Raw genomic sequence first — 26,059 nt, 5'->3', positions numbered from 1 at the left:
TTCATCGGTAAACCGTAGGGGTTTTTCCAATGTCTACTTTAAGGGGTGCACTTCATAAAAGAGAAGAGGGTCCTTTCCATTACGTATGGATAAATTACGCCTTCCGCTTGGCCGCAATCGCACGTATCTGTTCAACAGCATCCATCGCTGCGGTATGAGAGCCGAGCATCGCATGAAACGGCTCCTCTCCACGCCAGCCATGAAAATCAGAACCGCCGGTTACAACAAGTCCGTATTGTGCTGCCCACTTGCTGTAACGCATTTTTTGTACCTCATCGTTGTCCGGGTGATTGACTTCAATCCCGTCCAATCCGAATACAATCAACTCCTGGACCAGCTCATCATCGTCATACAGCCCCGGATGAGCCAGCACCGCCACTCCGCCAGCCTCTTTGATCAGCGTGATGGCTTCCTGCGGGGTAATACGTGGAGGATTAACATAAGCCGCTCCCCCTCTGCCCAAGTACTTATCAAAGGCCTCCGCGATCGTTGAAACGACGCCCAGCTCTATCAGTTCTTCTGCAATATGCGGTCGCCCGATGTTTTTGTCCGTACCCTGCTTGCGGCGGTATACCTTTTCCAATGAAATGTCGATACCAAGTTCCTGTAATCGTGCTATTAGCAGTTGGTTACGCTCATGTCTTGTCTCTCGTAAACGGAAGAGACGCTCTTCAAAAGCTGGGTCTTCATACGGGACAAAATAGCCGAGAACGTGAATATCCTGCCCCTTCCCTACGGAGCTCACTTCGACTCCTGGAATGATTTCCACATCGAGTGCGCGGGCAGCCTCCATTGCTTCTGGAATCCCTGCTACCGTGTCGTGATCCGTGATCGCCAGTGCAGCAAGTCCCGCTTCCTTCGCCAAACGCACGTTTTCCGAAGGCTCGCAGGTACCGTCTGAAGCCTTTGTATGTGTATGCAAATCTGCCACAAGTTCCATCCTCGTCCACTCCTTCTTTTCTTTTTCTACAAGTCTGAATTGGTATTGCCTTACATAGTATGTGAATAAGCTTGATTTCTCAATGGTTGAACCGAGGAGGATGTCCATGCGGTTAAAAAACAAGACCCTTACCGGTGTTGTTCAGCCACTCTCTTTTGTTGACAAAATGCTGCGGCAACAAGGCTTTCATCGATCAGGAAGGGACAGTATGCCCACGTACGATGTCGTCATGTACGACTCCGCCAGCAGCAGCACGTATTTTTTGCGCATCCCTACGAACTACACCAGCACAACGACTGGAAAAGGGGAACTGAATGTCAAACTGGGTCATCCGTATTTGGAAGCAAAGTTTTATATGAACACCGCATCCGAAGAAGTTTTTTTCATTCCCAAGGCCGTCCGCGAAGCTGCAGAGCATAAGCTAGCAGAAATCGCCGATTACCTTTCTGCTCCCTCGGCTCCATCCTGAACAGTTCTCCACAACCACCGATTATGTTCAAACCGGTATGCCACCCTCTTTGTTTTCTGAAGCCCGACCAAGTAACCCATAAACGCCGTCCGAAACAGGACGTAGCTCGAAGCATTTTCTATGGAAATGTGTAAACGCTCACACAGGAGAGTTAACGCTTCTTCTGGTGTTCTCTCCTCTACTAAAATGTCGCAGATCACCGAAAAAATCCGCTCATGCCAAGCAATATTTTTGTTCACTGCATCATGAGAGGTGGTGGTATATGCTCCGTGCCCAGGCAAGTATCCCTTGTAGTTGGTTGCAAGTAGTTTATGAAGACTAAGTAGGGTCTCATGCGCATCCACAAGAAACGGCAGCTTGTGCTTTTCCAAAACCTCTTCGCCTAAATAACTGTCGGCAGCGAAGCAAATCTCGTCACAGACGACGCCAACCTGTTGCCAGCTATGCCCCGGCAGAGAAAGGATAAAGAAAGGTACGCCATCTATCTCGATCCCTTCATCCAGTGGAAGGTGGTGGTCCACCCGAGAAGGCTGCGCCAGCAAAAACTTATTTTTGAGATCCTCAAGTGGTACTGCACCCATGTTCAAGTAAATGGGCTCAAGTATGGGATACCGAATGATCGCCTCTTCCAGCGGTGGCGCATAGACTCTTGCTTCGGGCCAGCATCCGAGCAAGTAGGCGTTGCCACCGAAATGGTCGGCATGAGAGTGTGTCTGAATGATTGCACACAAGGGCTGGGCGATAGCGTCCAGTCCTTTCTTGATTTTCTTGGCGTTTTGGGTATCCAGACCAGAATCAATCAGAATTGCTCCATGCTCACCAATGACGAGGCCTATGTTAACATGGCCGGGAAAATAGCCGACACGCTCCGTCATCATTTGAAATGCTTGTCCAGACAAAACAGTCCCTCATTTCATCCTTTTCCTATTTATTTTCTCCAAAATATCGCCTTCCCCTTCCCCGTTCCTATTTCTCGTGTTCGTGTTTACATAGAGCCGCGACAAGCGATCATTCATTTTGCGCGAATGAAGCGGGCCTATGATCGTATACGGTGGGAAAGGTCGTCCGAGTCCACTGAACATATGCGTAGTCGCCGCCACTGCGATGATCGTCAGCAAAGAGAAAATCATTCTCTCCATCCCGATCGTCTGAATCGAGCAGAGTACAATCAGCCCATCGATTAGAAAAATCAGCAAGGCAACGCGCAGCTTGTATCGTCTGGCGAGAAATTGCGCGAGCAGGTCTGTCCCGCCCGTATTCGTCTCGTAAGCGAGCATCAAGCCGATACCCATGCCAATTAACACGCCACCAGTAATTGCGGAAAAGGATGTTGACCATAGATTCCAGCCACGCATATCCGAGAGAATGTCTATAAAGAAAGCAGAAATCAGCATGCCGTGAAAGCTGTGAAAAAACAATCTGCGATCATAAAAAAAGACGATGATATACACAGGGATACTTACCAAAATCATCACGAGACCCGGCGGCATCTGCATGTAATACGTCGCCAACAAACCGATCCCAATCATGCCCCCGTCCATCAAGCGGTGTGGAACCAAAAACAGATTGACTCCTATGCCTAGAAGCACGCTTCCTGTGAGAATCGCCACACTTTTTTGCAGCCAGTACACGTCGCTCTCCTCCTTGGACCGTGCTCGTTTATGTTTATGATCAGAACGAAGCAGGTATGTCCAAGCATTGCCTAAGAATGCGCTCGTTCAAATCGGAACGTTTTGACTGTTCGGTTGACCTATTGGTATACTTACGAGTAACAAGAAAACCTGTAGCATGGCTCATGAAAGGCATATCTATTACAGGTTTTAGATCGAATATTTATCCGTTTTTGGTCGTACATGTAAAATACCATTATCGTATCGGAGGTGAATTCTCCACCTTTCGCACTGCGGGAGGCGGAGGTGTGCTTGGAAAGTCCGATAGGGGAGATTACGCTGAATCTGCTGCTCGTGGTATTTTTGGTTCTTCTGAACGGCTTCTTCGTAGCAGCAGAATTCTCGTTGGTAAAAGTTCGCCAAACACGTCTGACCCAACTCGTCAGTGAAGGCAATAACAAAAGTGCCCGCTACGCGCAAAAAGTCACAAGAGAGCTCGACGCCTATCTGTCCGCCTGCCAGCTCGGAATAACGCTGGCTTCATTGGGGTTAGGCTGGGTCGGTGAACCCGCCGTCGCCCAATACGTCGCGCCCGTCATGGCATTTTTTCATTTCCCATCTTATTTGATCGGTCCGACCTCACTTGCGATCGCCTTTGCTATTATCACATTTTTACATATCGTCTTCGGAGAGCTTGCGCCCAAGTCTTTGGCGATCCAAAAAGCGGAGGCCACTTCCCTATGGACTGCCGCACCGCTCATGTTTTTTTACAAGCTGAGCTATCCGCTCATCTGGTTTTTAAACGGAGCAGCCAATTTACTGATCAGACGCCTTGGAATCGAGCCTGCCTCTGAAAACGAATCTGCTCATACAGAAGAAGAAATCCGTCTTCTCATGAACCAGAGTCATAAAAGTGGTCACATTGACCAGACCGAGATGGCGTTGGTCGACAATGTCTTCGTGTTTTCCGAACGTCTTGCCCGGGAAATTATGATCCCACGGATTGAGATGATTTGCCTCTACGACGACAACACGTTTGACGAAAACCTCGAAATCATGAGAGATTCTCGCCATTCACGCTTTCCCGTCGCTCATGAGGATAAGGACAGGCTGATTGGCTTTGTGCACACCTCAGATTTTTACCTCTCTGCGTTGACGACAGGAAAGGCAGAGCTAAATGATTTTCTCCGCCCTCTATTGACGGTGCCGGAGTCTATGGAAATTAGCCACGTCTTGCGCTTAATGCAAAAACGCCGATCTCAGCTCGCCATCGTGATTGACGAATATGGTGGTACAGCAGGGTTGTTAACGATGGAGGACATCTTGGAGGAAATCGTCGGTGATATTCAGGATGAGTTCGATGAAAATGAGCGCCCTGAAATTGAAGAAAGCTCCAGCAATACGCTCTCGGTTTCCGGCAAAACTCTCTTGACAGAACTGAATGATTACATATCGATTGAAGTCGTTTCCGATGAGGTCGATACCATTGCCGGATGGCTCTACAGCCAGTTAAATGAAGAGGTCGCAAAAGGCAAAACCGTCACATTCCAAGGCTATCTTTTTGCGATTAGTGAACTGGAAAACCATCGCATTACACGGGTGAGCATCACGTATTTGGGAGCAGAAGATTCGTCCGCTCTTCCTGAGGATATCGTGTCGCTACACTCTTAATCGAAAAGAACAACCATAATGGCAAGTGTCCCCTGCCGACAGGGGGCACTTCTTGTTTCCGAGGTGTCATGATGAACTACGCTTTACTAGACAACAAACCCATCCTGTTGCTACCTGAGAACTACAACCGCATACCGTTTTGGCGCATGGCTGCCCGGCAGGACAAGGTACGCTGTCCAGCCTGTGCATCGGCGCTTCGTCTTCATGCTGGCATCAGCTTTGAGCCGTATTTCTTCCATCCTGAAGGAGCAGAGTGCCCGCTTCTGACGGAAAATGGTCCTGCTCCTCTCGATTCGCTACATGCGATTAATGAGACGGCTGCCACTGCCTTTCAGGCTGTCTTGGCTGCTACCATCGAAAAGGATAGCGACAGCGACGATAACGCAAAAGAACCACTCGCTTTCTCAACCAAAGAGCACAGCGAGGCATCCATAGACGAAGAAAACACAACGTCCATCGGCTCTTTTCGCCTTCCGAAAAAGAGAACGATTGGCACGAGCACGACGCCTCCCCCGCCAGCTCCGAAGCCACCAGTTTTCCGCAAACGCTTGATGCCGAAGAAGACCATCTCTCACATGGCCGAGCAAATGCGTGATCAACTGCTGCATCCGGGACAACAGCAAGCGGTGCACGCTACCGAGGGACCTTTTCTCATCCTCGCCGGAGCCGGCAGTGGCAAGACGCGCGTCATGACTGCACGCACGACTCACTTGATCTGTGAGTTGGGCGTAAAGCCGAATCAAATCATGGTCGTGACCTTTACGACCAAAGCCGCCGATGAAATCCGTCAGCGCATTGCCCGGCAGCTACCCGCTGGACAAGCACGTGAGCTGATTGCAGGTACGTTCCACAGTATCTTTTACCGAATGCTCCTGCATCACCAGCCAGAACGCTGGGATCAGCAGCGCCTCTTGAAAAAGGATTGGCAAAAATGGCGGTTGATGCGCGAGACTGGCGCACTGCTCGGTCATGACGACCTTGCCACGTTAAAAGAAACAGAGATCACCGAAGCACTCGGCATTATCAGCCGTTGGAAAAACGAATACATCCTCCCCCAGGAGGTCGCGTATCGGGAAGCAACGAACGATGCAGAAAAACGGGCGATCCAGCTTTATCCTTTGTACGAGGCTACGAAGAAAAAGCATCATTGGTTTGACTTTGACGACATGCTCATCGGTTGCTACGAGATGCTGCGCGATGATCCAGGACTCCTGCGCCGTTATCAGGAACGTATCACCTATGTGATGGTCGATGAGTTTCAGGATATCAATCGCATTCAATATGAGACAGTCAAGCTACTAGCCGCTCCACAAAACAATTTGTGTGTCATCGGGGATGACGACCAGTCCATTTACGGCTTTCGCGGCAGTGATCCCCAGTACATCTTGGGCTTCACCAAAGACTTTCCGCAGGCGTCTACATTTACACTCGAGGTCAACTATCGTTCCCATTCCTCGATTGTCAGTCTTGGCTATTCGCTGATTGGTCACAACCGGGAGCGTTGGGCAAAGGAATGTCAGTCCTTCCATCGCGAGGAAGGCGACACGTATTTATTCGAGCCAGAAGACGAAGAAGAACAAGCTTCCCGGATCGTCGATGAAATTATCCATCGTCGTGAGCAAGGGGCCATTTTAGGTGAATGCGCGATCTTGTATCGCACCAATGAATCTGCACGCCCCATTTTGGAGCGCTTGAGCGAGGCAGGGATTCCTTTTCATTACACACAAGAAGAAGATTCCTTTTACCAGCGCCAGACGGTTCGCTGGGCGCTGAATTACTTACGGCTCGCGTTAAACCCGGATGACACCGATGCGCTAAAAGAAATATTGTCGACCCTCTACATCTCAGCTGAAATGTGGAATGCTTTGCGCAGCCAAGCAATCATCGAGGACAAGCCGATTCTGCACGTTCTTCCGCATTTGACACAGCTCAAACCGTATCAACGCAAACACATGCAGCAAATCAATGAGATTCTCACCGCGTGCAAGGACATTCCACCTGCTCAGGCGTTAGAGCTCATCTTTGAGGATGGCAAACTGCGCGACTATCTAAAAAAACGCGCGAAAGACCGGGAAGATGGCCGGGAACGTTGGAGCGATGAGCTGCAGCAAATACTGGCAGCTTCCAAGCGTCATGCGACAATCAGCGATTTCTTGGCTTATATCGATCAAATGGCGCGACAAGAAAAAGAGTGGCGCACGATGCGACCACTCCCGGACGAAGCTGTTCATGTGTTAAGTATTCATCGTGCAAAAGGTCTCGAATACGACCACGTCTTCTTGCCCGATCTGGTAGAAGGTGCCCTTCCTCATGAGTACACATTGGATGAGCTGCGAAAAGGCGGCTCCGGTGCGCTTGAAGAAGAACGTCGTCTCTTATACGTCGCGATTACCCGGGCCCGTCACAGCTTGTGTATCGGTATCCCCCGGGAGCGATTCGGACGAAAAACCCGCACCTCCCGCTTCATCGCCGAGATGGGCAGGTAAGTACTGAAAGCCGCCGCCCATATAAATCAAGAATTCTTCCATGTTCGTAATCAATGGAAACATAAAAAAACAGGCCCCCTTTCACGCATTTTGGGTATAGTATGCGAGAAACAGGGGCCTGTTATTCTTTTTCGGGAAATTTACTGCTGGTTAGCCGCCCATAATGCTGTAGCCAGCATCGACGTGCAGAATTTCACCCGTGATTCCTCGGGAGAGATTGCTGAACAAGAAGAGAGCGGTGTCGCCTACTTCCGATTGGTCAATCGTGCGGCGCAATGGCGCTTTTTCCTCAATTTCCTTCAGCACGGTGTTGAAATTGCGGATTCCTTTTGCAGCAAGCGTACGGATTGGACCAGCGGAAATCGCATTGATACGAATATTCTCTTTGCCCAAGTCGTTTGCCAAGTAACGAACAGATGCATCAAGCGCAGCTTTGGCTACACCCATTACGTTGTAGTTTTGAATCACGCGCTCACCGCCAAGGTAAGTCAAAGTCACGATGCTTCCGCCCTCTGTCATCAAAGGACGAGCAGCACGAGCAACTGCTACCAGGGAGAATGCACTAATGTCTTGTGCCAGTGCGTATCCTTCACGGGATGTGTTGACATACTCGCCTTCGAGCTCTTCGGTTTTCGCAAACGCGATGCAGTGCGCTAGACCGTGAATAACGCCCACTTTTTCTTTGATCACTGCAAAAGCCGCTTCGACATCCTCATCCTTCGTGACATCGCAATTTACCAACAGCGACTCTACTCCCATTTTTTCCGTGAGTGCCGCCACGTTTTCACGCAGACGCTCCCCCTGGTAGGTAAAAATCAGATTCGCTCCAGCATTATGTAAGGATTGCGCAATTCCCCAGGCAATGCTGCGGTGGTTTGCTACGCCCATGATGACGATGTTCTTTCCTTGCAACAATGTATTCATTATGTATCTGCCCCTTTCCCAACTTATTCCCCTGCATTATAACCGATCTTGTCCACGGATACGAGGGGATAAACGAGAGGGGCAGTACAAAAACATTTAATCGGTACTTCCGGCCTGATCGGTTAGCCCAGATAGAGCTTCAGAGGAAGCCCACGATTCCTGCAATGGATTCAACGATGTCCCCATGACCGGGAATTCAGTCAGTGACTGCAAGAGATCGTCTGTTTGCAATTGCTCTTGATGGTTCATACTGTCAGTCCACACTCCCTTCCTCCAGACTAGACTGGCTAAGGATGGGACCTTTTATGCATGCAAGTGGTTCGCGTGTAAAAAGGCAGACAAAATCAGATACACGGCCATGGCACCAACAAAATAAACGCCGTACTGTGCCTTTTTGGTTTGTCCGATATAAGGAACGAGATGGCTGGCCGATACATACAAAAAGATACCGGTCGTCATGGCCAACATAATGCCAGACCAATTCGGTGGAAACATTTGCTCGGCAAAACCAAAGCTGAGAGCTCCTGCAATCGTCGCGATTCCAAGCGATGTCGCCCCCCAAAATGCTTTCTTTCTCGAATTGGTCGCTGCCAGCAAAAGAGAGGCAATGGTCACCCCATCCGGAATTTTGTGCAGCAGCATCGCCACCAACACCGATACCCCTACTTCTGAATCCATCCGCAAGCTAGCGACTAATGAGACCCCTTCGACAAATGCATGCAATAAAAAACCTGTCATGACCCCAATGATTCCCGTGGAGCCAAACTCTCCGCTAGACTTGCTGATTAGTTCCAGAGCAAACAGCGTCACAAAGCCAACGAGCACAAATGGCATCAACCACAAGCTCTTGTCAGAAAAGACATGTGGCATCAAATCTAGCAGCGTAATCGCCAGCAGTAGCCCAGCCCCTGCACTGATCATCGCAAACAATGCATCGGATGACCAGGCACGCAAACACAACAGCAATCCCCCGATACTGCTCGCCAAGGCAGCAGTCAAAAGGACAATCCAGAAAACAGATTGCATCATCCGGTCCTCTCCTCACCCAACGAGCAAAAACATGGTTTCTCCCTCCATATGTACGCGCCTGTCCCGGTCATTATGAGCAGACAACCAAATTTGACAAAATACGACGACCTGTCCGAATCGGACGAAAGATCACTAGTTTTTAGAACCTTTGTCGATTCTCTCTTACCCGGAAAATTTTGGTGCTATAATGAGTCCACCGGGAATACCGAGAGGAAAAAAAGGAGTGATTCTGGATGGATGTACAAGTTTGGATGGCTTCAAAAGAGGTAGCTGATCGCCTTGATGTGCATGTTCGTACACTGCGTAACTGGCTGGACTTGTTCGTACCTGCACAGGAACGTCTGAAAAATCCGCAGGGTCACTATTTGATCAGCGAAGCAGGCTTTGAACTGCTCAAGGAAGTAAAGGAAAGAAAAGACAACGGCAACAGCTCGTTAAAAGATATTCAGCGTCAACTGATAGATGAAGGACGCCTATCCGAAGAAATGCTACTAGAAGAAGAACTCGCAGGTGCAGAAGAAACCGCCGTTACGATCAGCGCCACAAACAAGCTGGGAATGGGCATGCGAGAAGTGGAAGTGACTGTCCACGAAACACTCGTCCAATTTCAGCAGGAACTCACACAGCTCTCCTCTATGAATCATATGCAATCAACTATTCTGCAAAAGATTGCGGATATTGAAGAAATGCAAGAGTCCCTTCGCTTGGAAATGCGTCGCGTTACTTTTGAACTAGATCTAATGCAGCAACGCTTGACTCGTCGCAAGGAGCGCTATGCCCGCTACGAACCTCGCTGGTCACTCAACCCTTTCCGCTGGTTTACACGTTCAGATCGCGCAGCCGAGCAATAATCGTGTTTTTTGATACGGAAAAAAATGACAATTAAGAGAAGAACCTCAACAGCGGTAGTCTCCCCATGTTCAACTGTGATAAAATGGCACTACATGAACTGACTGAAAATCAGGACTATTTACATTCCACCAAAAAAGGACTGGGGCTTTCGTTGTGAGAAAATTGCATATTACTTCGGTAAAGCCGGGCGATGTCATCGCCAAGAGCGTGTTCCAGGAAAATGGGAACGTTCTGTTGGGGATCGGGGTACAACTAACCCCTCGTTACATCGAACGGCTTGTTCAATTGGGAATTGATACCCTATACATTCAAGATAAGCACACAGAAGATATCATGCCGGAAGATGTAATCCGCGATGAGACGCGTAAAGAAGCCGTGGATGCCGTGTACAAAACGATGACCACCCTCATGGATCAGCCGCATATCAAGCGCCGTACGTCCGTACCTGATTTCGGGAGCAGTTTTCAAAAGGTTTTTCGGGAAATCTTTCAAGATTTAAGCAGTCGCAAAGATATCTTGGTCAACCTGTCCAGTCTTCATGTATTGGATGGTTATCTTTTTCACCACGCAGTCAATGTCGCCGTTCTGTCTGGTGTGGTAGGGATGGCCAAAGGTTACAACCAGCAACAAATGATGGAGTTGGGCATTGGTGCGCTTTTGTTCGACATCGGCATGACACAGGTTCCTAAGGAGCTCTGGACCATGCGTACCGAGTTAAGCGCAGAAGAACGACAACGTGTCCAATACCATACCGAAGAAGGCTTCAATATTCTGCGGAATCAACATAATATCTCGGTCGTCTCCGCACACTGTGCGCTGCAGCACCATGAGAGATACAACGGAACAGGATATCCCCGTCAACTCAGCGAGAAAAACATTCACGAGTATGCACGAATCGTGGCAATCGCTGATGTTTACGATGCCTTAGTTTCCCCGCGCCCATTTCGGAAAAGCTACTCGCCAAGTGATGCTACCGAGTATTTGTTCGCTACAGGAAACACCTATTTCGACCTCGACCTGCTCAAACTATTCCTGCAACACGTCGCCATCTATCCAATTGCTTCTACTGTATTGCTGAGTACAGGGCATACCGGGGTCGTTTCCAAAGTGAATCCATTGGCAGTGAATCGACCGACGATCCGTATTCTTACCAATGAAGATGGCTCTGAAGTAGCCTCCACCTATGAAGTCGATCTCTACGATAAAGAATGGATGAGCGTGACGATCGTCAAAACCTTATAGACCCGTGACAAAGCTGAGATTCATTATTCATCTCAGTTTTTTCATGCGTGGGTACGTGTTGTTTTCGTACGTTGCAAATATCCAGCAACTAACACGAGAGCGACCAACCCAATTTTGATCACATATTCGAGCCAAATCCGTCCGGCGAGCCACTCATGCATCGTATCATCCATTAGAATCATATTCACCGCTGTCACAGCCAGGACACCTGAACCAATATAAACAAGCCATACAAAGCGCTCCATTGCTTTTAGAATGAGCTGGCTGCCAAAAATCATGAGAGGCACACTGATCAAAAGGCCCAACACGATAAGGACGATATCTCCTTTCGCTGCCCCTGCAATGGCGAGTACATTATCCAGTCCCATCATCACATCTGCCACGACAATCGTCTTGACCGCTTGAACCAAGTCTTCACTCGAGCTGATTGCTTCCTCTCGCTCGTCCTCGCGTAATAGATTGTAGCTGATCCATAGCAGGATAATTCCGCCGATCATGTACAGATACGGGATTTTTAGCAAATAAACAGCAAGAATCGTAGCGATCACGCGTACGATGATAGCAAGAAACGTCCCCCACAATATCGCTCGTTTTCGTTGTTCGATAGGAAGCTTCCGACAAGCGATGGCAATGACCACGGCATTATCTCCACTTAATACGAGGTTGATGGTAATGATGAGTAGCAGCGACGAAAAAAAGGCTGATTCAAACAAGGATGCACCCTCCCAGAACTTTTTGAGCCCTACTCGCCACCCTTGTACGGTGCCCCTAATTTTTTGTATGATGGTAACGAGGAGGGTTGTCGAAATGTCGAAACAATTCGTTATAGAAGCGATCATGTTGGCTATCTACGGGGAGTTGATGGTCCCATCGCAACCAGTAGAATATCTGATACCCGCGTCGACAATCTATGAATTGGACGAATTTATCCAGAGTCCTGAACCTATCATGCCCTACTCTGCTGATGATCAGTATGTCCGGCGGATTATGAAAGAAATGAGCCAATTTTTTGCCGATCCATTCAATCGCAAGCGAATGGAAAAAGGACTGATAGCCCCATGGTCCAAGGTTCCCTTTTCTTTTCCGAACGGTGTGACTCTGACAGTCGTAAAAGTGGAGGACAACGCCATGTGGGGGGAGATATTTGATCCCGTAGAGACACAGCTATTGTTGACGGCCATGAAATTTGAGGCCCCACTTCTCACAGACCAGCCTGATTATCAGGATCGGATATTGGAATATATCGTGCCTGTTCAATTTTACGATGTGGATGATTTTGATTTCGCGCTTGAGCAAGGAATCTCGTTGAACGACCTTCGTGATCCATAATCAAGAGAACAGACCGACGAGCCTGACGCTTGTCGGTCTGTTCTTTTTGAGGCTGGCTTATTATCAGAAGGAACTTGGCTCTTTTATTTTTCGTTCATTATGCGTATAGTGAGACAAAATGAAAAAGGAAGAAGGGAGCCGTCATCAGTCAGGTTCTGCTGAGTCAAAAGGAGGATTCACCATGAAAGTGTCCCAACATTCCGTACAATCACTGAAGCAGGGCGTCTGGGATGCCCTGCCCCTCATGGCTAGCTACATTTTATCTGGGGTTATTTTCGGCATGATGGCCTTGGCGGCAGGACTTACTACATGGGATAGCGTCGCCATGTCGTTTTTTGTGTACACTGGAGCTGCTCAGTACAGCGCGATTGCGATGATCACGGAAAATACGGGCATGTGGGCGATTATCATCACTACCTGTCTCTTAAATACACGCCATTTCTTGATGGCGCTTTCCGTTTCACCGTACTATCAACGTTTTTCTTCTGGGCAAGTAAATGCACTGGCCTTTTATATGACCGATGAGCAGTACGCTCTCACACTCAATCGTTTTCGCCATCATCCCCCTGACGTTTCGTACATCGTAGGTGTAAGCCTTGCCTTGCATTTCTGCTGGGTAATGGGCACGTGGCTGGGAGCAGTAGCGGGTCAGTGGATTCCCGATCCAGAAGCATTAGGGCTGGGCTTTAGCTATATTGCCATGTTTATCGCTCTGTCTTATTTTCAGCTCACTTCCCTTCCCCGCATCCTCACGTTTGTCTTGTGTGGCGGACTAGCTATCGGGGTAGCCATGATCTTGCCGAATGGTGTTCATTTACTAGTAGCAGGTCTCGTTGCATTTGCAATCGGCTATGCACTGCCAAGCGACCAAGTGGAAGAAGCGAGTGTCGAACCAAAATCTACGCAGGGAGCTGAAACAGCATGAACTTATTCTGGCTATTTGTCATAATGGCCATCGCTACGTATATTTCGCGTCGTGCCTTTTTGCGCTTGCCCGGTCACTGGATGTCGCCCCGATTAAAAAATGGGCTGACCTTTATTCCTGTTGGCATTTTCGCCGCATTGATTTTCCCTGCCCTGTTCGTCCAACATCAAGAACTTGTCTTTCAACCGATCCTCTTGATCGCTGGCATTGCCTGCCTCATCGTAATGGCATTGAGCAAAAATGCCTTTCTCAGCTTTGGAGTCAGCATGGCCATTGTTGTTATCGCTTCCTTACAAATCATCCCCTGAAACTAGTTCATAAGTCTTTGCCTGTCATAAAAAAACGTACTGAGTAGGTTTGTCCATGGTACAATATGGGTAAAGAAATGGAAAGCGGTTCGGGGAGGACTAGTACACATGGAATTGACGAAAAGAGGCAATGATTCGGAGGCAGAAGTAGCTGTTGACCAACAGATTTTGTTTAAAATGGGGAATGAATATTACGGACTGTCGATTTCACTCGTACGTGAGATTATCAAGCCACTGCCCATTACACGTTTTCCAAAATCTCCACCCTATGTCGAAGGAGTCATTGATCTGCGAGGGCGGATCTTACCGATAATCAACGTGCGGAAAATGTTTGATTTGGAACCTTTGGAACAAACGGATGATACTCGCTTTGTCGATTTGCAGATGGATGGGCTGAACATCGGGATTATCGTAGATGCGGTCTCGGAGGTCATGAATATTCCGCAAAACTTGATCGAGCCTGCACCACCGATTATCGCTGGTGTAGAGGGCAAGTATTTGCAAGGCATTGCCCGTTTGAACGACAAGCTGATCATGCTGCTCGATGTGGATGAAATTTTTGGGCAGTGGAAAAAGAAGTAAGTGGCAGTGTAAAGCCCAGTGCGATGATGCACTGGGCTTTTGTTCTCTTTATTCGTTATTCGTTACTCCCTACTCTCTGCCTCCGCTTGCTAAATACGCATAGTTCACCCATACCATCTCTTCGATTCCCAAAATTTCTTTGAACAGGTCAACCGAGTCGTACAACAGTGAAGCACCTGTGTCGTCATCGACGTTCGTCAACAACTGCAAATCAAAAAGGGAACGTAACTGCTGAATCTGCTTCGGACCCACGATCCGACCAAATGACTGCGGCTTGATACGTGTGATCCCTTTACCTACCTCGCGCCGATACAACTCCGAACGCACTACCCTCTCCAGTATGTCTTCATACTTTTGCCGAACGTCCTCGCTTTCTACGATTCCTTCCTGCAGGTCAATCTCTGGATAAAGCCTACCAAACTCGGCTTCCGCCATTTCTACATCGAGCGAGTAGCTGATTGTCGCTGACGCAACTTCGAAGCCTGCATCGAACAAGCGAAAGCCCCAGCCGTTGTCCTCAGCGTCATGAAACCAGAGGAGGGGTACGAATTGCTTGGACAGTCTCAGCAAAAAATCAAGCGTCGTGGAGGTTTCCAGCCACTCATCCTGCAGGAAAAATGCATTCCAGTCGATGTTGACGTTTCTGTGGAAGTATGGCTGCTCTGTCTTGGATAAGGCAATCAGTACTTTCGGTTCGTATTTGCGTGGATAAAGAATGCCGGTCGTGAACTCACCCATCCGTTTTCCACCGCTTTCTGGAAGGCTTCCTGATCCTTTCTTCTTAGTCTATTCAGGCAACGCTTGTTTTTTGCTGTGATCTTTATCAAACGTGCTCGTGTGGATCATCGTATGTACCGCGCCCTCCGGCAACAGCTCGGAACGATATAAATGGAAATGCCGTGCCTTCCATTGTGGCGGCTCCTGCGCTAAATAGCGTTCATTCCAATCCAAGAGGGCAAGCTCATCCCCACTGCGATGTGGACCGCGCGCTAGTGTAATATGCGGCCGATACCGCTTCCGATCGTAGGACAAGCCTTCGTGCAATTCAAACCTTCTACCCAGCAATAAATGCAGCTGCGCGAGAGGAGAAAGTTGGCCTCGCAGTCCCAGCCAGAGGACACGTGGATGCAAGGCATTCGGAAAAACCCCGAAGCTACCAACACGCAGGGTAAATGGCTGGATGATCGCGCTGACGATATCCATATCCTCACAGATAGCGGGTACGAGTGACTCATCCACCTCCCCAAGAAAATGCAGAGTCAAATGCAAATTAGCGAGAGACTGCCACCTATCCGTAGTAACATCTTGCTTCAACCGTTTTTGAACATCGGCAATATAAGCGGCAGCCTCAGCTGGAATATCCAATGCTATGAATAAGCGCATTTCTGTCCTCCTTCGAAAAAAATAGCCCTCCTGTGACGGAGAGCCATTTATCTTGCCTGCCGCGTTAGGCAGCCATCATCTTTCCGGTTACGATTCCCAAAACACTCCTGACATATTCCGCAAGACGGTTCGAGCCAGGCTGGTAGGTAAAACGCAAGGTCAGTTCACTATGACCGACATGACCAGCGGGAGGGATATTCCAGAAGTACTCTGCTTCCCCGTATAAAAACTCTTCAATGCGCTGCTTCTTGCCTTCGATATCGATACTCGGATCATGCGTCAAGGAAAACTTCATCATGACAGAAAACGAATCTGTCCAAACTTGATCGCGCTTATGTAATTTCCCATGGATAACGACTAAACCGGCTTCTCCCCACAGATTGTACTCGAGCAAAGCCTGAAACTGCGGATGTACCTGCAGCTCCAAGGCAGGAAGCCCTCCTTCGATTGTAAGTGCATGACGTTGTGCCAGTTGCTCAATCTCCCCTTGAAAACGGTGGGCGCATTCAGAAACAGCCTGGAACAAATTGGGTTCAACAGCGTACATCGTCGTCACCTCTCCCCAATGGATTGTCTGTCTTACTTAATTCGAATTCCCGCTTGTCATATCCTTTGTTGAAAAATGACTTATTTACCCATATTTCATCGAAGACCTAAAGATTCCAGGGAGAGTCTTTTTTCACAATCTCTCAACAATTACAGGTAAGGGACAGGCATTCCTGGAAACGCTTTCGCAAACACCTGCGCGAGATGCTTCTGTACCTCTTCATCCAGCTCCAAATGATAGAGGCGACCGCTCTCATAACGCAATAGTGGATAGGCGCCTACCTGCAAGGGAGATGCGTCCTGCGTTTGCACATACTCCGGTAAGGTCATCAAAAAGCGCGAGAACGGATTCGCTTCATCTTCTGACATATGGACGACCTCGAACAAATGCGAGAGATTTGGCGTCAGCACGATCATCGCGTATTCTCCCTCTTCCGCAGCCCATACGGTAAAGGACGTATCCCGGACCTCGCTGCGGGCGTGCCTGCGCATGACCCATACTGCTTGCTGCACAGTACTCATCAATAAATGCTGCGCTCCTTCTTCACCATGGACATCTCTCATGTGCTTGTAACGCAATACGAAGGCCATCCCCGATTCTGTAAAAACAGATGCAGGCAAGCTCATCGCTGAGATGCTTTCAGTCTCTTCCTCACGCACCTGCACCTCTTCTGGAAGTGTATCGGGTGTTCCCTCATAGAGAGCCTGAATCATCTCACGTGTACGGGCCACTTCCCCTGGGGAAAAAGAAATCGACTCGGAATAGATGTGGGTAAGCTCACGATCCGCGTAAGCCAAGTAGTGCAATGAAATATACGGCTGCTCGATCATTTTCAAGGCCATGCTTCGCTCATCAGCATTCGCTATGTCGAACGTCAGGGGAAAACCAAGTGGATTCAGCGGGTCCGACAGTGTCCAAATGACAGCGAGCAGTTTATTTTGATACGTCTTGAATTCGAGCGAAACAGCATCTCTCGTCTGCTCGCTGAAAGCATCCACCGATTCAAACACCAAATACAGTTCCACCTCTCCCGTTCCACTTAGTCGGACAAAGTAAGGAAGCCCCTCTTCTTCTGCCAGCTTGTACAAATCGTGATAAACCACGGGATCGAGAACCTCTCCCTGTGTTGACTCGTTTGGAGAACACAGGGTGTCATCGGGGATTAGTGAAGGGAAAAATTCCTCATTCATACGTTATTCCTCCTGTTTTCCCCAAGCTTTTAGCAATGTCCAATTGTCCATTTGTTTTAAGAGAGTCCGATCTGTCGCGTCAATGTGGACAGGAGTAATTGCAATATAGCCATGCTTGAGCAAATCATAGTCCAGCGGCTCCGCCAGTGGCATGACTTGAGGGTACTCGCGTGCCAAATAGTAGCCTTCTGCTTCTTCGCTATATTTGTCTTCATAGTGATTCATGGACAAAGTGGCCGGAACCATTCCTTTCACCTCAGCCAGCGGTACATGCGGGATATTAATATTCCAGAATACCTCTGACGCTAGTTCTCCTTTGACCGCACGATCGCTGAATTCTTTTACAAGCGGACGAATCATCTCCACTACATCGCCGTAGTTGTCTTGATCGAACCAGTTATCATAGGAAAGGGCAATACCAGGAACCCCCAAGATTACCGCCTCCCTAGCACCGCTGCACGTGCCGGAGTAATAAATATCACGTCCGAGATTCGTCCCTACGTTAATCCCCGAGAATACGATATCCGGCTTTTTCCCATGTTCAAACAGGAGATGGTACGCAGCTTTTACACAGTCTGCAGGGTTGCCATTGACCGCCCACGCTTTCACCGGCATTCCGTAAAAATCACGCTGTTCAGGCGCGAGTGCACTGCGATAAGTGATTCCGTGTCCGACCCCGCTTTTCTCTTCAACCGGCGCCACTATACAGACTTCCGCTCCCTCCAAAGTGAGCAAAGCTTCTACCAATCGCTTGATACCAAGAGCATCGATGCCATCATCATTCGTAACCAAGATCCGCAAAATAGGGTCTCCTCCTTCATCTATAGCGTTGCCACTCGCTGAGACACGTTATTTTTCTTATTGTACTGTAGAAAACGAGGCTGCGCCACGCTTCCACCTAAACGAAAGGACCCCAATTATATTGGGGCCCCCGACTATTCGCCTACAATATCTTTCCAGCGTTCGCGCCAGACAATCCCTTCGCGAATCCACTCTTCTACTTGACGCTGCTTTTCCTCCGAGATACCGATCAGGCATGCGATACGTGCAATCTCTTTTGTCTCCGACGGTGATAGCTTCCTATCGATCAATGCCATGTGGTAGAGCTTGCGCATCATAACCAGCTTTTCAGACTGCGTCATGGCTACCAAGTCTTCCACGATGACCTCCGGACGCTTCGGATAATCCATGTCATCCATTAATATTTGTCGTTCTTTCAATGTAAAATGCTCCGAATTCACGATTTCATGAATACGATCCATTTCTTTATTTCCTATATAACCGTCGGCGTGTCCGACGCAGATCATCAAGCGAATAGACGCAAACAAAATGTGTTTGTCCTTTTCGATTTTGGTATACACCGGCATAGTTCCTCCTCAAAAAACTTTATGACCCTAATATATAACTACATATGATAATACGATGTAAAACGAAAGCGGTTTCACATAATTATGTGACAAATTTATGCTATTCCCTAACAAAAATGCGTCTGAAATCCATCCAGCCATGCGCATCCAGACTTACGCCAGATAACCGCGGATGTGCAAGTATCCCTACCCGATTCGAATACAGCGGGACAAACGTACTGCAAGCCGCAAGCGTATGCATGATGCTGTCCACGCAAGCTTGTCGGTCTTGTGCTGTTTGGACGCACGACATGCGGTTCATCCAATACACGATCTCTTCCTTTCCATGCGGATCTAAATGATGAGAAATACTCAACGCACCAGCGTATAGAAATTCTCGTAAAGACAGCTCTGCCCTTTCATCTACATTCGCACTATCCACAACCAAATCTGCCTCTTGTAATAACGAAGGTAAGGCAAGCTCCTCCGGAGAAGCATACCTGATCTCAATAGCAATTCCGTATTCCTTGCACGTTTTCTGAATCCACTGGGCATCTTCTATATGATCGGAATCTGGATACGTATAGAGCGACAGTGCCTCTCCCTGATACCCGCTCTCTTTGAAAATACGAACCAACTCCTGTGATTCCGGCACCTCTCTTTTTTCTTGGAACGAATCACTTCCACCCCAGATGACTGCATGCTCCCTCGCTCCCTGTAGCTCTTGTCTCAAGGCTTGTCCACAAATGATAGCCACCATCAGACTCCGAAATTCGCTATGTGACAGCGGGCCATTTTTGGCTCCATTCAAACTGACGTATTGAAAACACTCTTCCAATCTGCCAACGTCACTCCATGCCAGAACGCTCGTATCCCGATGATCATCCATAGCCATTACGGATAACAAGCTCTCATCTGCCTGTGCTTCTGCTGCCATTCCAGGTACGCACCAGATTTCGATTCGGTCCAAGAACGGCCTTCCCCCAAAATAAGGCGTGAACGCTTCTAACACGAGCATGGAATCGTCGTTGCGGACTATTCGAAACGGCCCCGTTCCTACTGGCATTTGCGCAAATTGCTCCCCCATCTCCATAACGTAATCACAGGGGACAATCGCCATGTATTCCTTGCTCAGTGCCTGTAAAAACAATTCATCAGGCATATGCAAAGAGATCGTCAATACGGAGTCATCTTTGACGGTAATCGATTCGATTGAAGCGGCTAGCCAGCGATGTTTATAGGAATGCTCCATCAAACGAAGCAAGGAAAAGCGCACATCATCCGCAACAAGTGGACGACCATGATGGAATAAGACACCTTTCCGCAAGTAAAAAGTCCACTGCTTCCCTTCTTCACTAGCCTCCCAATAAAATGCGATAGCGGGTTCAATCCGTTTCGTGACTGGATCAAACTGGACCAGAGAATCAAATAGCTGCTTGACCATATGTGACTCGGAGCGCAGGAGAATATGAATCGGATCAAGCCCTGCGAATGGCCGATTGTAAAACAAACGCAAGGTATCAACTCTGCCCTTACTCCCCTTTTCCCGCTTCACACGATGTCCAAACTGACTATTCATCCATCGTGAAAATTTTTCACCCAAAACAGGCAAATTTACCCCATATTCGTCGATCATATCCCGTGCAGCACGAATCTCCCCTTTTTGCACGAGTTCCTTGGCTACGCTCAGGATCAGGTCTTCTGGCGTAAGCAAGTATGTCAATACAGATCGATTTCCTCGCCCTCTCCCCGGCTGCCAGACTATCCATCCTTGGCTTTGCATTTTTTTCAAGGTCAAGGTCGCATTCCGCAATGTACAAAATAAAAGTGAAGCAACTTCAGCTAACGATATGTCAAGCGGATGCCCTATCGCTTCATTAGGCCGCCCCGCACATAAACGCATGTATTGTTCAACAAGTTGCATCTTGCCACCACCAGTTCCCTCAGAAAACATGAAAAAGCTATTCGCCTAATCGTACGCTTTTTCTCCGGTCTTTGCCACCTTACAATTCTAAAAACACCAACTAACCGGAAAAGCCGGAGAAAGGACTTTCTAATGTCACACATCCCTCATGCACTCCGTCGATTCTTTGCTGCGTATCCGACACTCCTCTGGGTCCGTCTGTTCGGCGAAACGCTTACCTCTTTATCCAGCGCTATGATCGCCCCATTTCTCGTATTGTACTTGAGCGAGAACATCGGCGGCTCTGTCACTATGACCATGCTCGTCATTGGCTTGCAGCCCTTCTCCGAGATTTTGCTGACGCTATTTGCTGGTGGCATCACGGATCGCTATCGCCGAAAAACGATCATGCTACTCGCCCTGTTCCTGCAAGGCTTCGCCATGTTGGGAATGGCTTGGGCTGATTCTATGGTGGGCTTTGCGATCCTGTACATCATCAACGGTGCTGGCCGCTCTCTGTTTATCCCTGCCAGCCGCGCGCATCTCGCTGATACGATTTCCTCCGCACAAATGGCTGGTGCCTTTGCCCTTCTCAATACTTCTAGCAGTATCGGGGCCGCATTGGGACCTTTGGTCGGAGTCATCATTTACAAGTACAATCCTGCTATGGCATTTTTATTTACTGCGATCTCGCTATTGATCTATGCCCTTGCCGTCTGGTGGAAAATCCCGCAAACTCCGCTGCCAGAAGTTCCCGTCGAAGAAGCAGCAGACGTACGTTCACGCGGCTCCTGGCAGATTTATCGACCAGCCCTTGCCATTATGATGCTGTCTTTGCCGATCAGTCTGTTTTACGCGCAAACCGAGACGAATCTCCAGCTTCATCTGAAATACACGCTGCCAGACTATTTGCAAACACTTGCCTTGCTCATTGCGGTAAAAGGGGGCCTATTGCTCCTGTTCGAGTATTTGCTCGTCAAATGGACCCAACACTTGCCCGCTCGCTTGTTAATCAGTGGCTCGTACATTTGTTTTCTCATCGTATCCTTGGGCTACGCGTTCATCGACAATGTACCAGTCCTTCTCGCCTTGCAAGTGTTACTCGTCATCGGGGAGAGTATTGGTCTGACTCAGTTGATGGCCTTCGTCACACGGATATCACCTGTCACGATGCGCGGGCGGTACTTCGCGATTACGGGAACGCATTGGGATATTTCCCGCATGTGCGGACCGTACGTAGGCAGCCTTGTCTTACTGCATTATGGCGGTACGGTGCTTTTCACCATCGTAGCAGGCATCCTCTTAATCGGTGCCGCATTCATGTACGTGTATCTTTCCAACAACGAAAAAGCCTCCCCGCTTGAACAGGAAGGCTGATTCGATCCGATTAAGTTAACAAGAAGCGATCTTCACTGAAACTTTCTCCACCGCGGGCTGTTTCGAATGCTCGAAGCAGATCCTGCGGTTTCATCGTCCGTTTTTTCTCATTCGGAATGTCGAGGATGATCCCCCCATCGTGGAGCATCAACAGACGATTGCCCATGTTCAACGCTTGTTCCATATTATGCGTGACCATGATTGTCGTCAGTTTATAGCGCTCCACGATTTTTTCCGTTAAATCTACTATCAACTGCGCCCGTTTTGGGTCAAGCGCTGCTGTATGCTCATCGAGGAGTAAAATCTTCGGTTCTGTGAAGGTAGCCATCAACAGGCTAAGCGCTTGACGCTGTCCCCCAGAGAGGAAACCTACCTTGGTCTTCAAGCGGTTCTCTAGCCCTTGATCCAACTGCTTGAGCTGCTCACGGAATAGCTCTCGCTTCTGGTTATTCACCCCAAATCCAAGTGTACGACGTTTTCCTCGCCCCAAAGCGATTGCCAAATTTTCCTCAATCGTCATGTTCGGCGCTGTACCTGCCATTGGGTCCTGAAACACTCGACCAATCAGACCTGCACGTTGGTGCTCCGCCAAGCGCGTTACATCTTTGCCGTCAATCGTAATGCTGCCCTCATCTGGCGTCAGTCCACCGGAAATCATGTTCATCATCGTCGATTTACCAGCACCATTACTACCGATAACAGTGATGAACTCTCCCTTCTTAACGTCCAGATTAACGTTTCGAAGCGCGATCTTTTCATTCACAGTTCCTGCGTTGAATACTTTGTTGACGTTTGTAATTTTAAGCATCGCTGCTTCCTCCCCTTGCCGAGCGTACCGCTTGCTTTTTCCAGATGCCTTTTGCTACAGTTGGAACAGTCAGAGCAAAGATAACGATCAGGGCAGTAATCAGCTTCATGTCAGAAGGATTGAGTCCTGCATCCAGAGCCAGTGCAATGACCAAGCGGTACACAATCGAGCCAAGAATGACAGCAAGCGTCACTCGGAAAATCGAAGAGCTTCCAAACAATACTTCCCCGACAATAACGGAAGCGAGACCGATGACGATCATCCCGATCCCCATTCCTACATCCGCAAAGCCTTGGTATTGGGCTACCCACGCACCAGCTAAAGCAACCAAGCCATTGGAGAGAGCCAAACCGATGATCGTTGTCGAATCCGTGTTTACCCCAAAGCTGCGGATCATCTTCGAGTTGTCACCTGTCGCACGCAAATCCAACCCCATATCCGTATGCAGGAACCAGTCAATGATGAGCTTCAACACCATAACCCCTACGATAAAGACGATTGCTACACCAGACAGCAAGGTAACTCCACCTACGGACAGGTTCGGAATACCCATATCCTTCACATAAGTGAACAGGGTATCTTCCCGCAAAAGGGGCAGATTCGCTTTCCCCATGACACGCAAATTGATCGAATACAAGGCGATCATCGTCAAGATCCCCGCCAAAAGCGCGTTAATCTTTCCTTTGGTATGCAAGACGCCCGTAAAAGCCCCTGCCAAACCACCTACGATGAAAGCCAGCAAAGTGGCCAAAAACGGATTGGTGCCATCGATAATGAACTTGGCTGCGATTGCGCCTCCCAAGGCAAAACTACCATCTACGGTCAAGTCAGGAACGTTTAGGACTCGGAAGGTCAGATATACACCGAGAGCCAAGATACCAAATAGTAAACCTTGCTCAATGGCTCCCATTACTGCCAGTTGATTCATAGAAGAAATCCTCCAATTACTGCATTTATTACTCGATCACTTGTCCAGCACGGTCGAGCATGGCTTGCGGGATTGTCACACCCATTTTTTCCGCTGCTTTCTTATTCAATACGAGCTTCATGTCTGCTTGCACTTCAACAGCCATATCAGCTGGCTTCGCTTCACCCTTCAGGATTTTTGCTGCCATATCAGCTGTTTGCTCACCCAGCTTCGTGTAGTCGATCCCGTAAGTGGCAATTGCTCCGCTCTTCACAGAGTTTTCTTCACCAGCGATGACCGGAATTTTTTGTGCTTCCGCTACACCGATAACAGCTGCAATCGAAGATACGACCATGTTGTCAGTCGGTACGTAGAAAGCATCTACTTTACCCACCATGGACTCAGCTGCTTGCTTCACTTCCGTTGCGCTCGTAATCGCGGCTTCTTTAATTTCTAAACCAAGCTTGCCTGCTACAGCTTTTGCCGCATCTACCTGTACTTTGGAGTTGACTTCACCAGAACTATAAATGATTCCAACAGTTTTCGCATCAGCTTTCATTTCTTTGATCAGCTTCAATTGCTCTTCGACAGGGTTCATATCCGATGTACCAGTTACGTTCGCTCCTGGCTTGTCCATCGCCGCTACCAGACCAGCTTCTACTGGATCGGTTACCGCAGTAAACAGGATCGGAATCGTCTTGCTAGTTTGTGCGGCAGCCTGTGCCGTTGGAGTCGCAATAGCCAACACCAAATCTACTTTGTCAGCCTCAAATTTTTGGGCAATCTGAATGGCTGTATCCATGCTCGCCTGAGCGGATTGCACATCGATTTTTACTTGCTTGTCCTTTTCGTAGCCGTTTTTCGCCAATTGGCTGATAAAGCCCTCTCTTGCTGCATCCAAAGCAGGGTGTTCCACGAATTGGGAAATTCCAATCGTCAGCTGCTTGGTTTCAGTAGACGGGGCAGATGCCGTCGTGGTTGCAGGGGCTGGAGTAGAATTGTTTGCAGGGGTAGCGCTTTGCTGTCCACAAGCGGTAACAGACAAAAGCAATAAAGGAAATAAAAAACTCTGAAAAATTCTTCTACTTTTCTTTTGTTTGAACATTTGGTGAATTCCCCCTCGTGAATTTTTTTCTACAGTTTAACATGGATAAAACCGTTTTAAAAGAATAAAAAGAGAGCATGACGCTCTCTTTTTACTTGATGATTTCTTTCGCCTGTTGTTTGAGTGCCTCAGAAATAGTGAGCCCAAACTTTGCAGCAGCTGTTTCATTAATGTACAAATCAGCTTGTTTCGAAATCTCTACAGGAGTATCAGCAACACTCTGCCCTTTTAAGATACGGGCAGCCATATCGCCTGTTTGTTTACCGATTTGGTAGTAATCAATCCCATACGTAGCAACCGCTCCACGTTTCACTGTATCGGTATCAGAAGCAAATACAGGGATTTTGTTTTCCTCTGCTGCTCCGAGTACCGCTTCAAACGAAGATACGACCGTGTTGTCAATTGGGATAATAATGGCATCTGCTTTACTTGCAAGCGATTGCGCTGCTAGCTGCACTTCGGATAGCTGCGAAATGCCTGCCTTGATGATTTCTACGCCTTCTTTTTGCGCTGCGTCTTCCAATTCCTTGATCTGTACCTCTGAATTAATTTCGGAGGTCGTATAGATCACGCCCAGCTTTTTCAACTCAGGCAGGAATGTTTTCACCAGCTTCAATTGTTGTTCCATCGATACTTTATCGGACGTCCCGGTGACATTTTTGTCTGGCTTCTCCAGACTGCCAACCAGTTGAGCCGAGATCGGGTCTGTTACGGAACTGAAAATAACAGGTTTGTCCGCAATCGCCTTGGCTGCAGCCTGAGCGGATGGTGTCGCAATCGCTACGACAAGATCCTTTTTATCTCCGGCATACTTCTGTGCGATCGAGACCGTATTGTTCATGTCGCCATGGGCATTCTGGGAGTCTACTTCCAAGTTCTTGCCCTCTTCGTAGCCAGCATCCTTCAGTCCATCCAAAATTCCTTTATGAATAGCATCCAGCGCAGGGTGTTCCACGAATTGCGTAAGCCCCAGCTTCACTGTTTGCCCTTGGCCTGTCGTTGCTGCTGTCTCTGTTTTCCCACCTGTTTCGTTACCACATGCTGCCAAAGAAAACGCCAGCAATGCGGTCAGTACCATACTGACTGCTCGTCTCATCTGTACTTCCTCCTCTAGTCTCTACTCTCA

At 48.5% G+C, this 26,059-nt stretch carries 28 protein-coding genes; 10 read left to right on the top strand and 18 right to left on the bottom strand.

The features are described 5' to 3' along the window. Nucleotides 1-94 precede the first annotated feature (94 nt). A complete protein-coding gene (locus ACQ5DJ_RS20650) occupies nucleotides 95-940 on the bottom strand; it encodes a PHP domain-containing protein (RefSeq protein WP_429844082.1) in 846 nt (281 codons plus the stop codon). Between the two features lie 106 nt (nucleotides 941-1,046). Here ACQ5DJ_RS20650 and ACQ5DJ_RS20645 point away from each other — a divergent pair, with 106 nt between their 5' ends. Next, nucleotides 1,047-1,409, top strand: coding sequence for a hypothetical protein (locus tag ACQ5DJ_RS20645; protein ID WP_429817891.1), 363 nt, complete (start codon nucleotides 1,047-1,049; stop codon nucleotides 1,407-1,409). On the opposite strand, the gene ACQ5DJ_RS20640 is transcribed toward ACQ5DJ_RS20645, so the two are convergent. Together ACQ5DJ_RS20640 and ACQ5DJ_RS20635 are read right to left on the bottom strand one after the other, a co-directional pair. Continuing rightward, nucleotides 1,379-2,308, bottom strand: a complete 930-nt coding sequence (locus ACQ5DJ_RS20640) for an MBL fold metallo-hydrolase (protein WP_429844081.1) — start codon at nucleotides 2,306-2,308, stop codon at nucleotides 1,379-1,381. The two genes, ACQ5DJ_RS20645 and ACQ5DJ_RS20640, sit on opposite strands and share 31 nt — an antisense overlap. Nucleotides 2,309-2,317: 9 nt before the next feature. Further along, nucleotides 2,318-3,040 carry a YitT family protein gene (locus ACQ5DJ_RS20635; RefSeq protein ID WP_429844080.1) on the bottom strand — a complete coding sequence of 241 codons (723 nt, stop codon included), beginning with the start codon at nucleotides 3,038-3,040 and terminating at the stop codon, nucleotides 2,318-2,320. A gap of 285 nt (nucleotides 3,041-3,325) precedes the next feature. Here ACQ5DJ_RS20635 and ACQ5DJ_RS20630 point away from each other — a divergent pair, with 285 nt between their 5' ends. Further along, complete coding sequence (locus ACQ5DJ_RS20630; RefSeq protein WP_429844079.1) at nucleotides 3,326-4,690, top strand: hemolysin family protein; 1,365 nt, start codon at nucleotides 3,326-3,328, stop codon at nucleotides 4,688-4,690. 71 nt (nucleotides 4,691-4,761) lie between these two features. Beyond that, nucleotides 4,762-7,176, top strand: coding sequence for a UvrD-helicase domain-containing protein (locus ACQ5DJ_RS20625; RefSeq protein WP_429844084.1), 2,415 nt, complete (start codon nucleotides 4,762-4,764; stop codon nucleotides 7,174-7,176). A gap of 150 nt (nucleotides 7,177-7,326) precedes the next feature. On the opposite strand, the gene fabI is transcribed toward ACQ5DJ_RS20625, so the two are convergent. From fabI to ACQ5DJ_RS20610, 3 genes are all read right to left on the bottom strand, one after another. Further along, entirely contained in the window at nucleotides 7,327-8,100 is a 774-nt protein-coding gene (fabI, locus tag ACQ5DJ_RS20620) for an enoyl-ACP reductase FabI (RefSeq protein ID WP_414852337.1), read from the bottom strand. A gap of 96 nt (nucleotides 8,101-8,196) precedes the next feature. Then, entirely contained in the window at nucleotides 8,197-8,364 is a 168-nt protein-coding gene (locus tag ACQ5DJ_RS20615; protein WP_429844078.1) for a hypothetical protein, read from the bottom strand. A 39-nt stretch (nucleotides 8,365-8,403) separates the two neighbouring features. Then, the gene (locus ACQ5DJ_RS20610; RefSeq protein WP_429844077.1) at nucleotides 8,404-9,129 is read right to left on the bottom strand and encodes a ZIP family metal transporter; all 726 of its coding nucleotides are present in this window, start codon (nucleotides 9,127-9,129) and stop codon (nucleotides 8,404-8,406) included. A gap of 233 nt (nucleotides 9,130-9,362) precedes the next feature. On the opposite strand from ACQ5DJ_RS20610, the gene ACQ5DJ_RS20605 reads away from it, so the two are divergent. Together ACQ5DJ_RS20605 and ACQ5DJ_RS20600 are read left to right on the top strand one after the other, a co-directional pair. Then, the gene (locus ACQ5DJ_RS20605; protein ID WP_429844076.1) at nucleotides 9,363-9,980 is read left to right on the top strand and encodes a MerR family transcriptional regulator; all 618 of its coding nucleotides are present in this window, start codon (nucleotides 9,363-9,365) and stop codon (nucleotides 9,978-9,980) included. Between the two features lie 154 nt (nucleotides 9,981-10,134). After that, entirely contained in the window at nucleotides 10,135-11,223 is a 1,089-nt protein-coding gene (locus tag ACQ5DJ_RS20600; protein WP_429844075.1) for an HD-GYP domain-containing protein, read from the top strand. 41 nt (nucleotides 11,224-11,264) lie between these two features. Here ACQ5DJ_RS20600 and ACQ5DJ_RS20595 read toward each other — a convergent pair whose 3' ends face one another. After that, the gene (locus tag ACQ5DJ_RS20595) at nucleotides 11,265-11,936 is read right to left on the bottom strand and encodes a TerC family protein (RefSeq protein ID WP_429844074.1); all 672 of its coding nucleotides are present in this window, start codon (nucleotides 11,934-11,936) and stop codon (nucleotides 11,265-11,267) included. Nucleotides 11,937-12,030: 94 nt separating this feature from the next. Here ACQ5DJ_RS20595 and ACQ5DJ_RS20590 point away from each other — a divergent pair, with 94 nt between their 5' ends. The 4 genes from ACQ5DJ_RS20590 to ACQ5DJ_RS20575 all read left to right on the top strand — a co-directional run bounded on the left by ACQ5DJ_RS20590 (nucleotide 12,031) and on the right by ACQ5DJ_RS20575 (nucleotide 14,367). After that, on the top strand, nucleotides 12,031-12,552 hold the full coding sequence (locus tag ACQ5DJ_RS20590; protein ID WP_429844073.1) for an ADP-heptose synthase: 522 nt from the start codon (nucleotides 12,031-12,033) through the stop codon (nucleotides 12,550-12,552). A gap of 181 nt (nucleotides 12,553-12,733) precedes the next feature. Then, on the top strand, nucleotides 12,734-13,477 hold the full coding sequence (locus ACQ5DJ_RS20585; RefSeq protein ID WP_429844072.1) for an AzlC family ABC transporter permease: 744 nt from the start codon (nucleotides 12,734-12,736) through the stop codon (nucleotides 13,475-13,477). Further along, nucleotides 13,474-13,785 (top strand): AzlD domain-containing protein, encoded by a 312-nt coding sequence (locus ACQ5DJ_RS20580; RefSeq protein WP_429844071.1) that lies wholly within the window; start codon nucleotides 13,474-13,476, stop codon nucleotides 13,783-13,785. Before ACQ5DJ_RS20585 ends, ACQ5DJ_RS20580 begins: the two co-directional genes overlap by 4 nt. A 108-nt stretch (nucleotides 13,786-13,893) precedes the next feature. Next, entirely contained in the window at nucleotides 13,894-14,367 is a 474-nt protein-coding gene (locus tag ACQ5DJ_RS20575) for a chemotaxis protein CheW (RefSeq protein ID WP_429844070.1), read from the top strand. Nucleotides 14,368-14,436: 69 nt separating this feature from the next. Here the strand turns inward: ACQ5DJ_RS20575 and ACQ5DJ_RS20570 are convergent, their stop codons facing one another. From ACQ5DJ_RS20570 to ACQ5DJ_RS20540, 7 genes are all read right to left on the bottom strand, one after another. After that, nucleotides 14,437-15,105, bottom strand: coding sequence for a hypothetical protein (locus tag ACQ5DJ_RS20570; protein WP_429844069.1), 669 nt, complete (start codon nucleotides 15,103-15,105; stop codon nucleotides 14,437-14,439). Nucleotides 15,106-15,153: 48 nt separating this feature from the next. Beyond that, entirely contained in the window at nucleotides 15,154-15,750 is a 597-nt protein-coding gene (gene thpR / locus ACQ5DJ_RS20565) for an RNA 2',3'-cyclic phosphodiesterase (protein ID WP_429844068.1), read from the bottom strand. 64 nt (nucleotides 15,751-15,814) lie between these two features. Continuing rightward, the gene (locus ACQ5DJ_RS20560; protein WP_017250332.1) at nucleotides 15,815-16,297 is read right to left on the bottom strand and encodes a hypothetical protein; all 483 of its coding nucleotides are present in this window, start codon (nucleotides 16,295-16,297) and stop codon (nucleotides 15,815-15,817) included. Between the two features lie 149 nt (nucleotides 16,298-16,446). After that, nucleotides 16,447-17,487, bottom strand: a complete 1,041-nt coding sequence (locus ACQ5DJ_RS20555; RefSeq protein ID WP_429844067.1) for a hypothetical protein — start codon at nucleotides 17,485-17,487, stop codon at nucleotides 16,447-16,449. Between the two features lie 3 nt (nucleotides 17,488-17,490). After that, nucleotides 17,491-18,288, bottom strand: coding sequence for a 5'/3'-nucleotidase SurE (gene surE, locus ACQ5DJ_RS20550; protein WP_429844066.1), 798 nt, complete (start codon nucleotides 18,286-18,288; stop codon nucleotides 17,491-17,493). Nucleotides 18,289-18,422: 134 nt separating this feature from the next. Then, nucleotides 18,423-18,854: a DUF533 domain-containing protein gene (locus tag ACQ5DJ_RS20545; protein ID WP_429844065.1), complete on the bottom strand. Its 432-nt coding sequence runs from the start codon at nucleotides 18,852-18,854 to the stop codon at nucleotides 18,423-18,425. 100 nt (nucleotides 18,855-18,954) lie between these two features. After that, nucleotides 18,955-20,757 (bottom strand): SgrR family transcriptional regulator, encoded by a 1,803-nt coding sequence (locus ACQ5DJ_RS20540; RefSeq protein WP_429844064.1) that lies wholly within the window; start codon nucleotides 20,755-20,757, stop codon nucleotides 18,955-18,957. A gap of 132 nt (nucleotides 20,758-20,889) precedes the next feature. Here ACQ5DJ_RS20540 and ACQ5DJ_RS20535 point away from each other — a divergent pair, with 132 nt between their 5' ends. Beyond that, entirely contained in the window at nucleotides 20,890-22,113 is a 1,224-nt protein-coding gene (locus ACQ5DJ_RS20535) for an MDR family MFS transporter (RefSeq protein WP_429844063.1), read from the top strand. A 10-nt stretch (nucleotides 22,114-22,123) separates the two neighbouring features. Here ACQ5DJ_RS20535 and ACQ5DJ_RS20530 read toward each other — a convergent pair whose 3' ends face one another. From ACQ5DJ_RS20530 to ACQ5DJ_RS20515, 4 genes are all read right to left on the bottom strand, one after another. Continuing rightward, nucleotides 22,124-22,921, bottom strand: a complete 798-nt coding sequence (locus ACQ5DJ_RS20530) for an ABC transporter ATP-binding protein (RefSeq protein WP_429844062.1) — start codon at nucleotides 22,919-22,921, stop codon at nucleotides 22,124-22,126. After that, nucleotides 22,914-23,849 carry an ABC transporter permease gene (locus tag ACQ5DJ_RS20525; protein WP_429844061.1) on the bottom strand — a complete coding sequence of 312 codons (936 nt, stop codon included), beginning with the start codon at nucleotides 23,847-23,849 and terminating at the stop codon, nucleotides 22,914-22,916. The genes ACQ5DJ_RS20530 and ACQ5DJ_RS20525 overlap by 8 nt, the downstream gene beginning before the upstream one ends. Nucleotides 23,850-23,877: 28 nt before the next feature. After that, the gene (locus ACQ5DJ_RS20520; RefSeq protein WP_429844060.1) at nucleotides 23,878-24,933 is read right to left on the bottom strand and encodes an ABC transporter substrate-binding protein; all 1,056 of its coding nucleotides are present in this window, start codon (nucleotides 24,931-24,933) and stop codon (nucleotides 23,878-23,880) included. A 91-nt stretch (nucleotides 24,934-25,024) separates the two neighbouring features. Beyond that, the gene (locus ACQ5DJ_RS20515; RefSeq protein WP_429844059.1) at nucleotides 25,025-26,029 is read right to left on the bottom strand and encodes an ABC transporter substrate binding protein; all 1,005 of its coding nucleotides are present in this window, start codon (nucleotides 26,027-26,029) and stop codon (nucleotides 25,025-25,027) included. Between the last annotated feature and the right edge of the window lie 30 nt (nucleotides 26,030-26,059).

The organism is Brevibacillus sp. FIR094, assembly GCF_050477165.1.
GTDB lineage: Bacteria > Bacillota > Bacilli > Brevibacillales > Brevibacillaceae > Brevibacillus.
The sequence above is the reverse complement of the archived record's forward strand: the minus strand, read 5'-3'. Positions and strand labels throughout refer to the sequence as shown.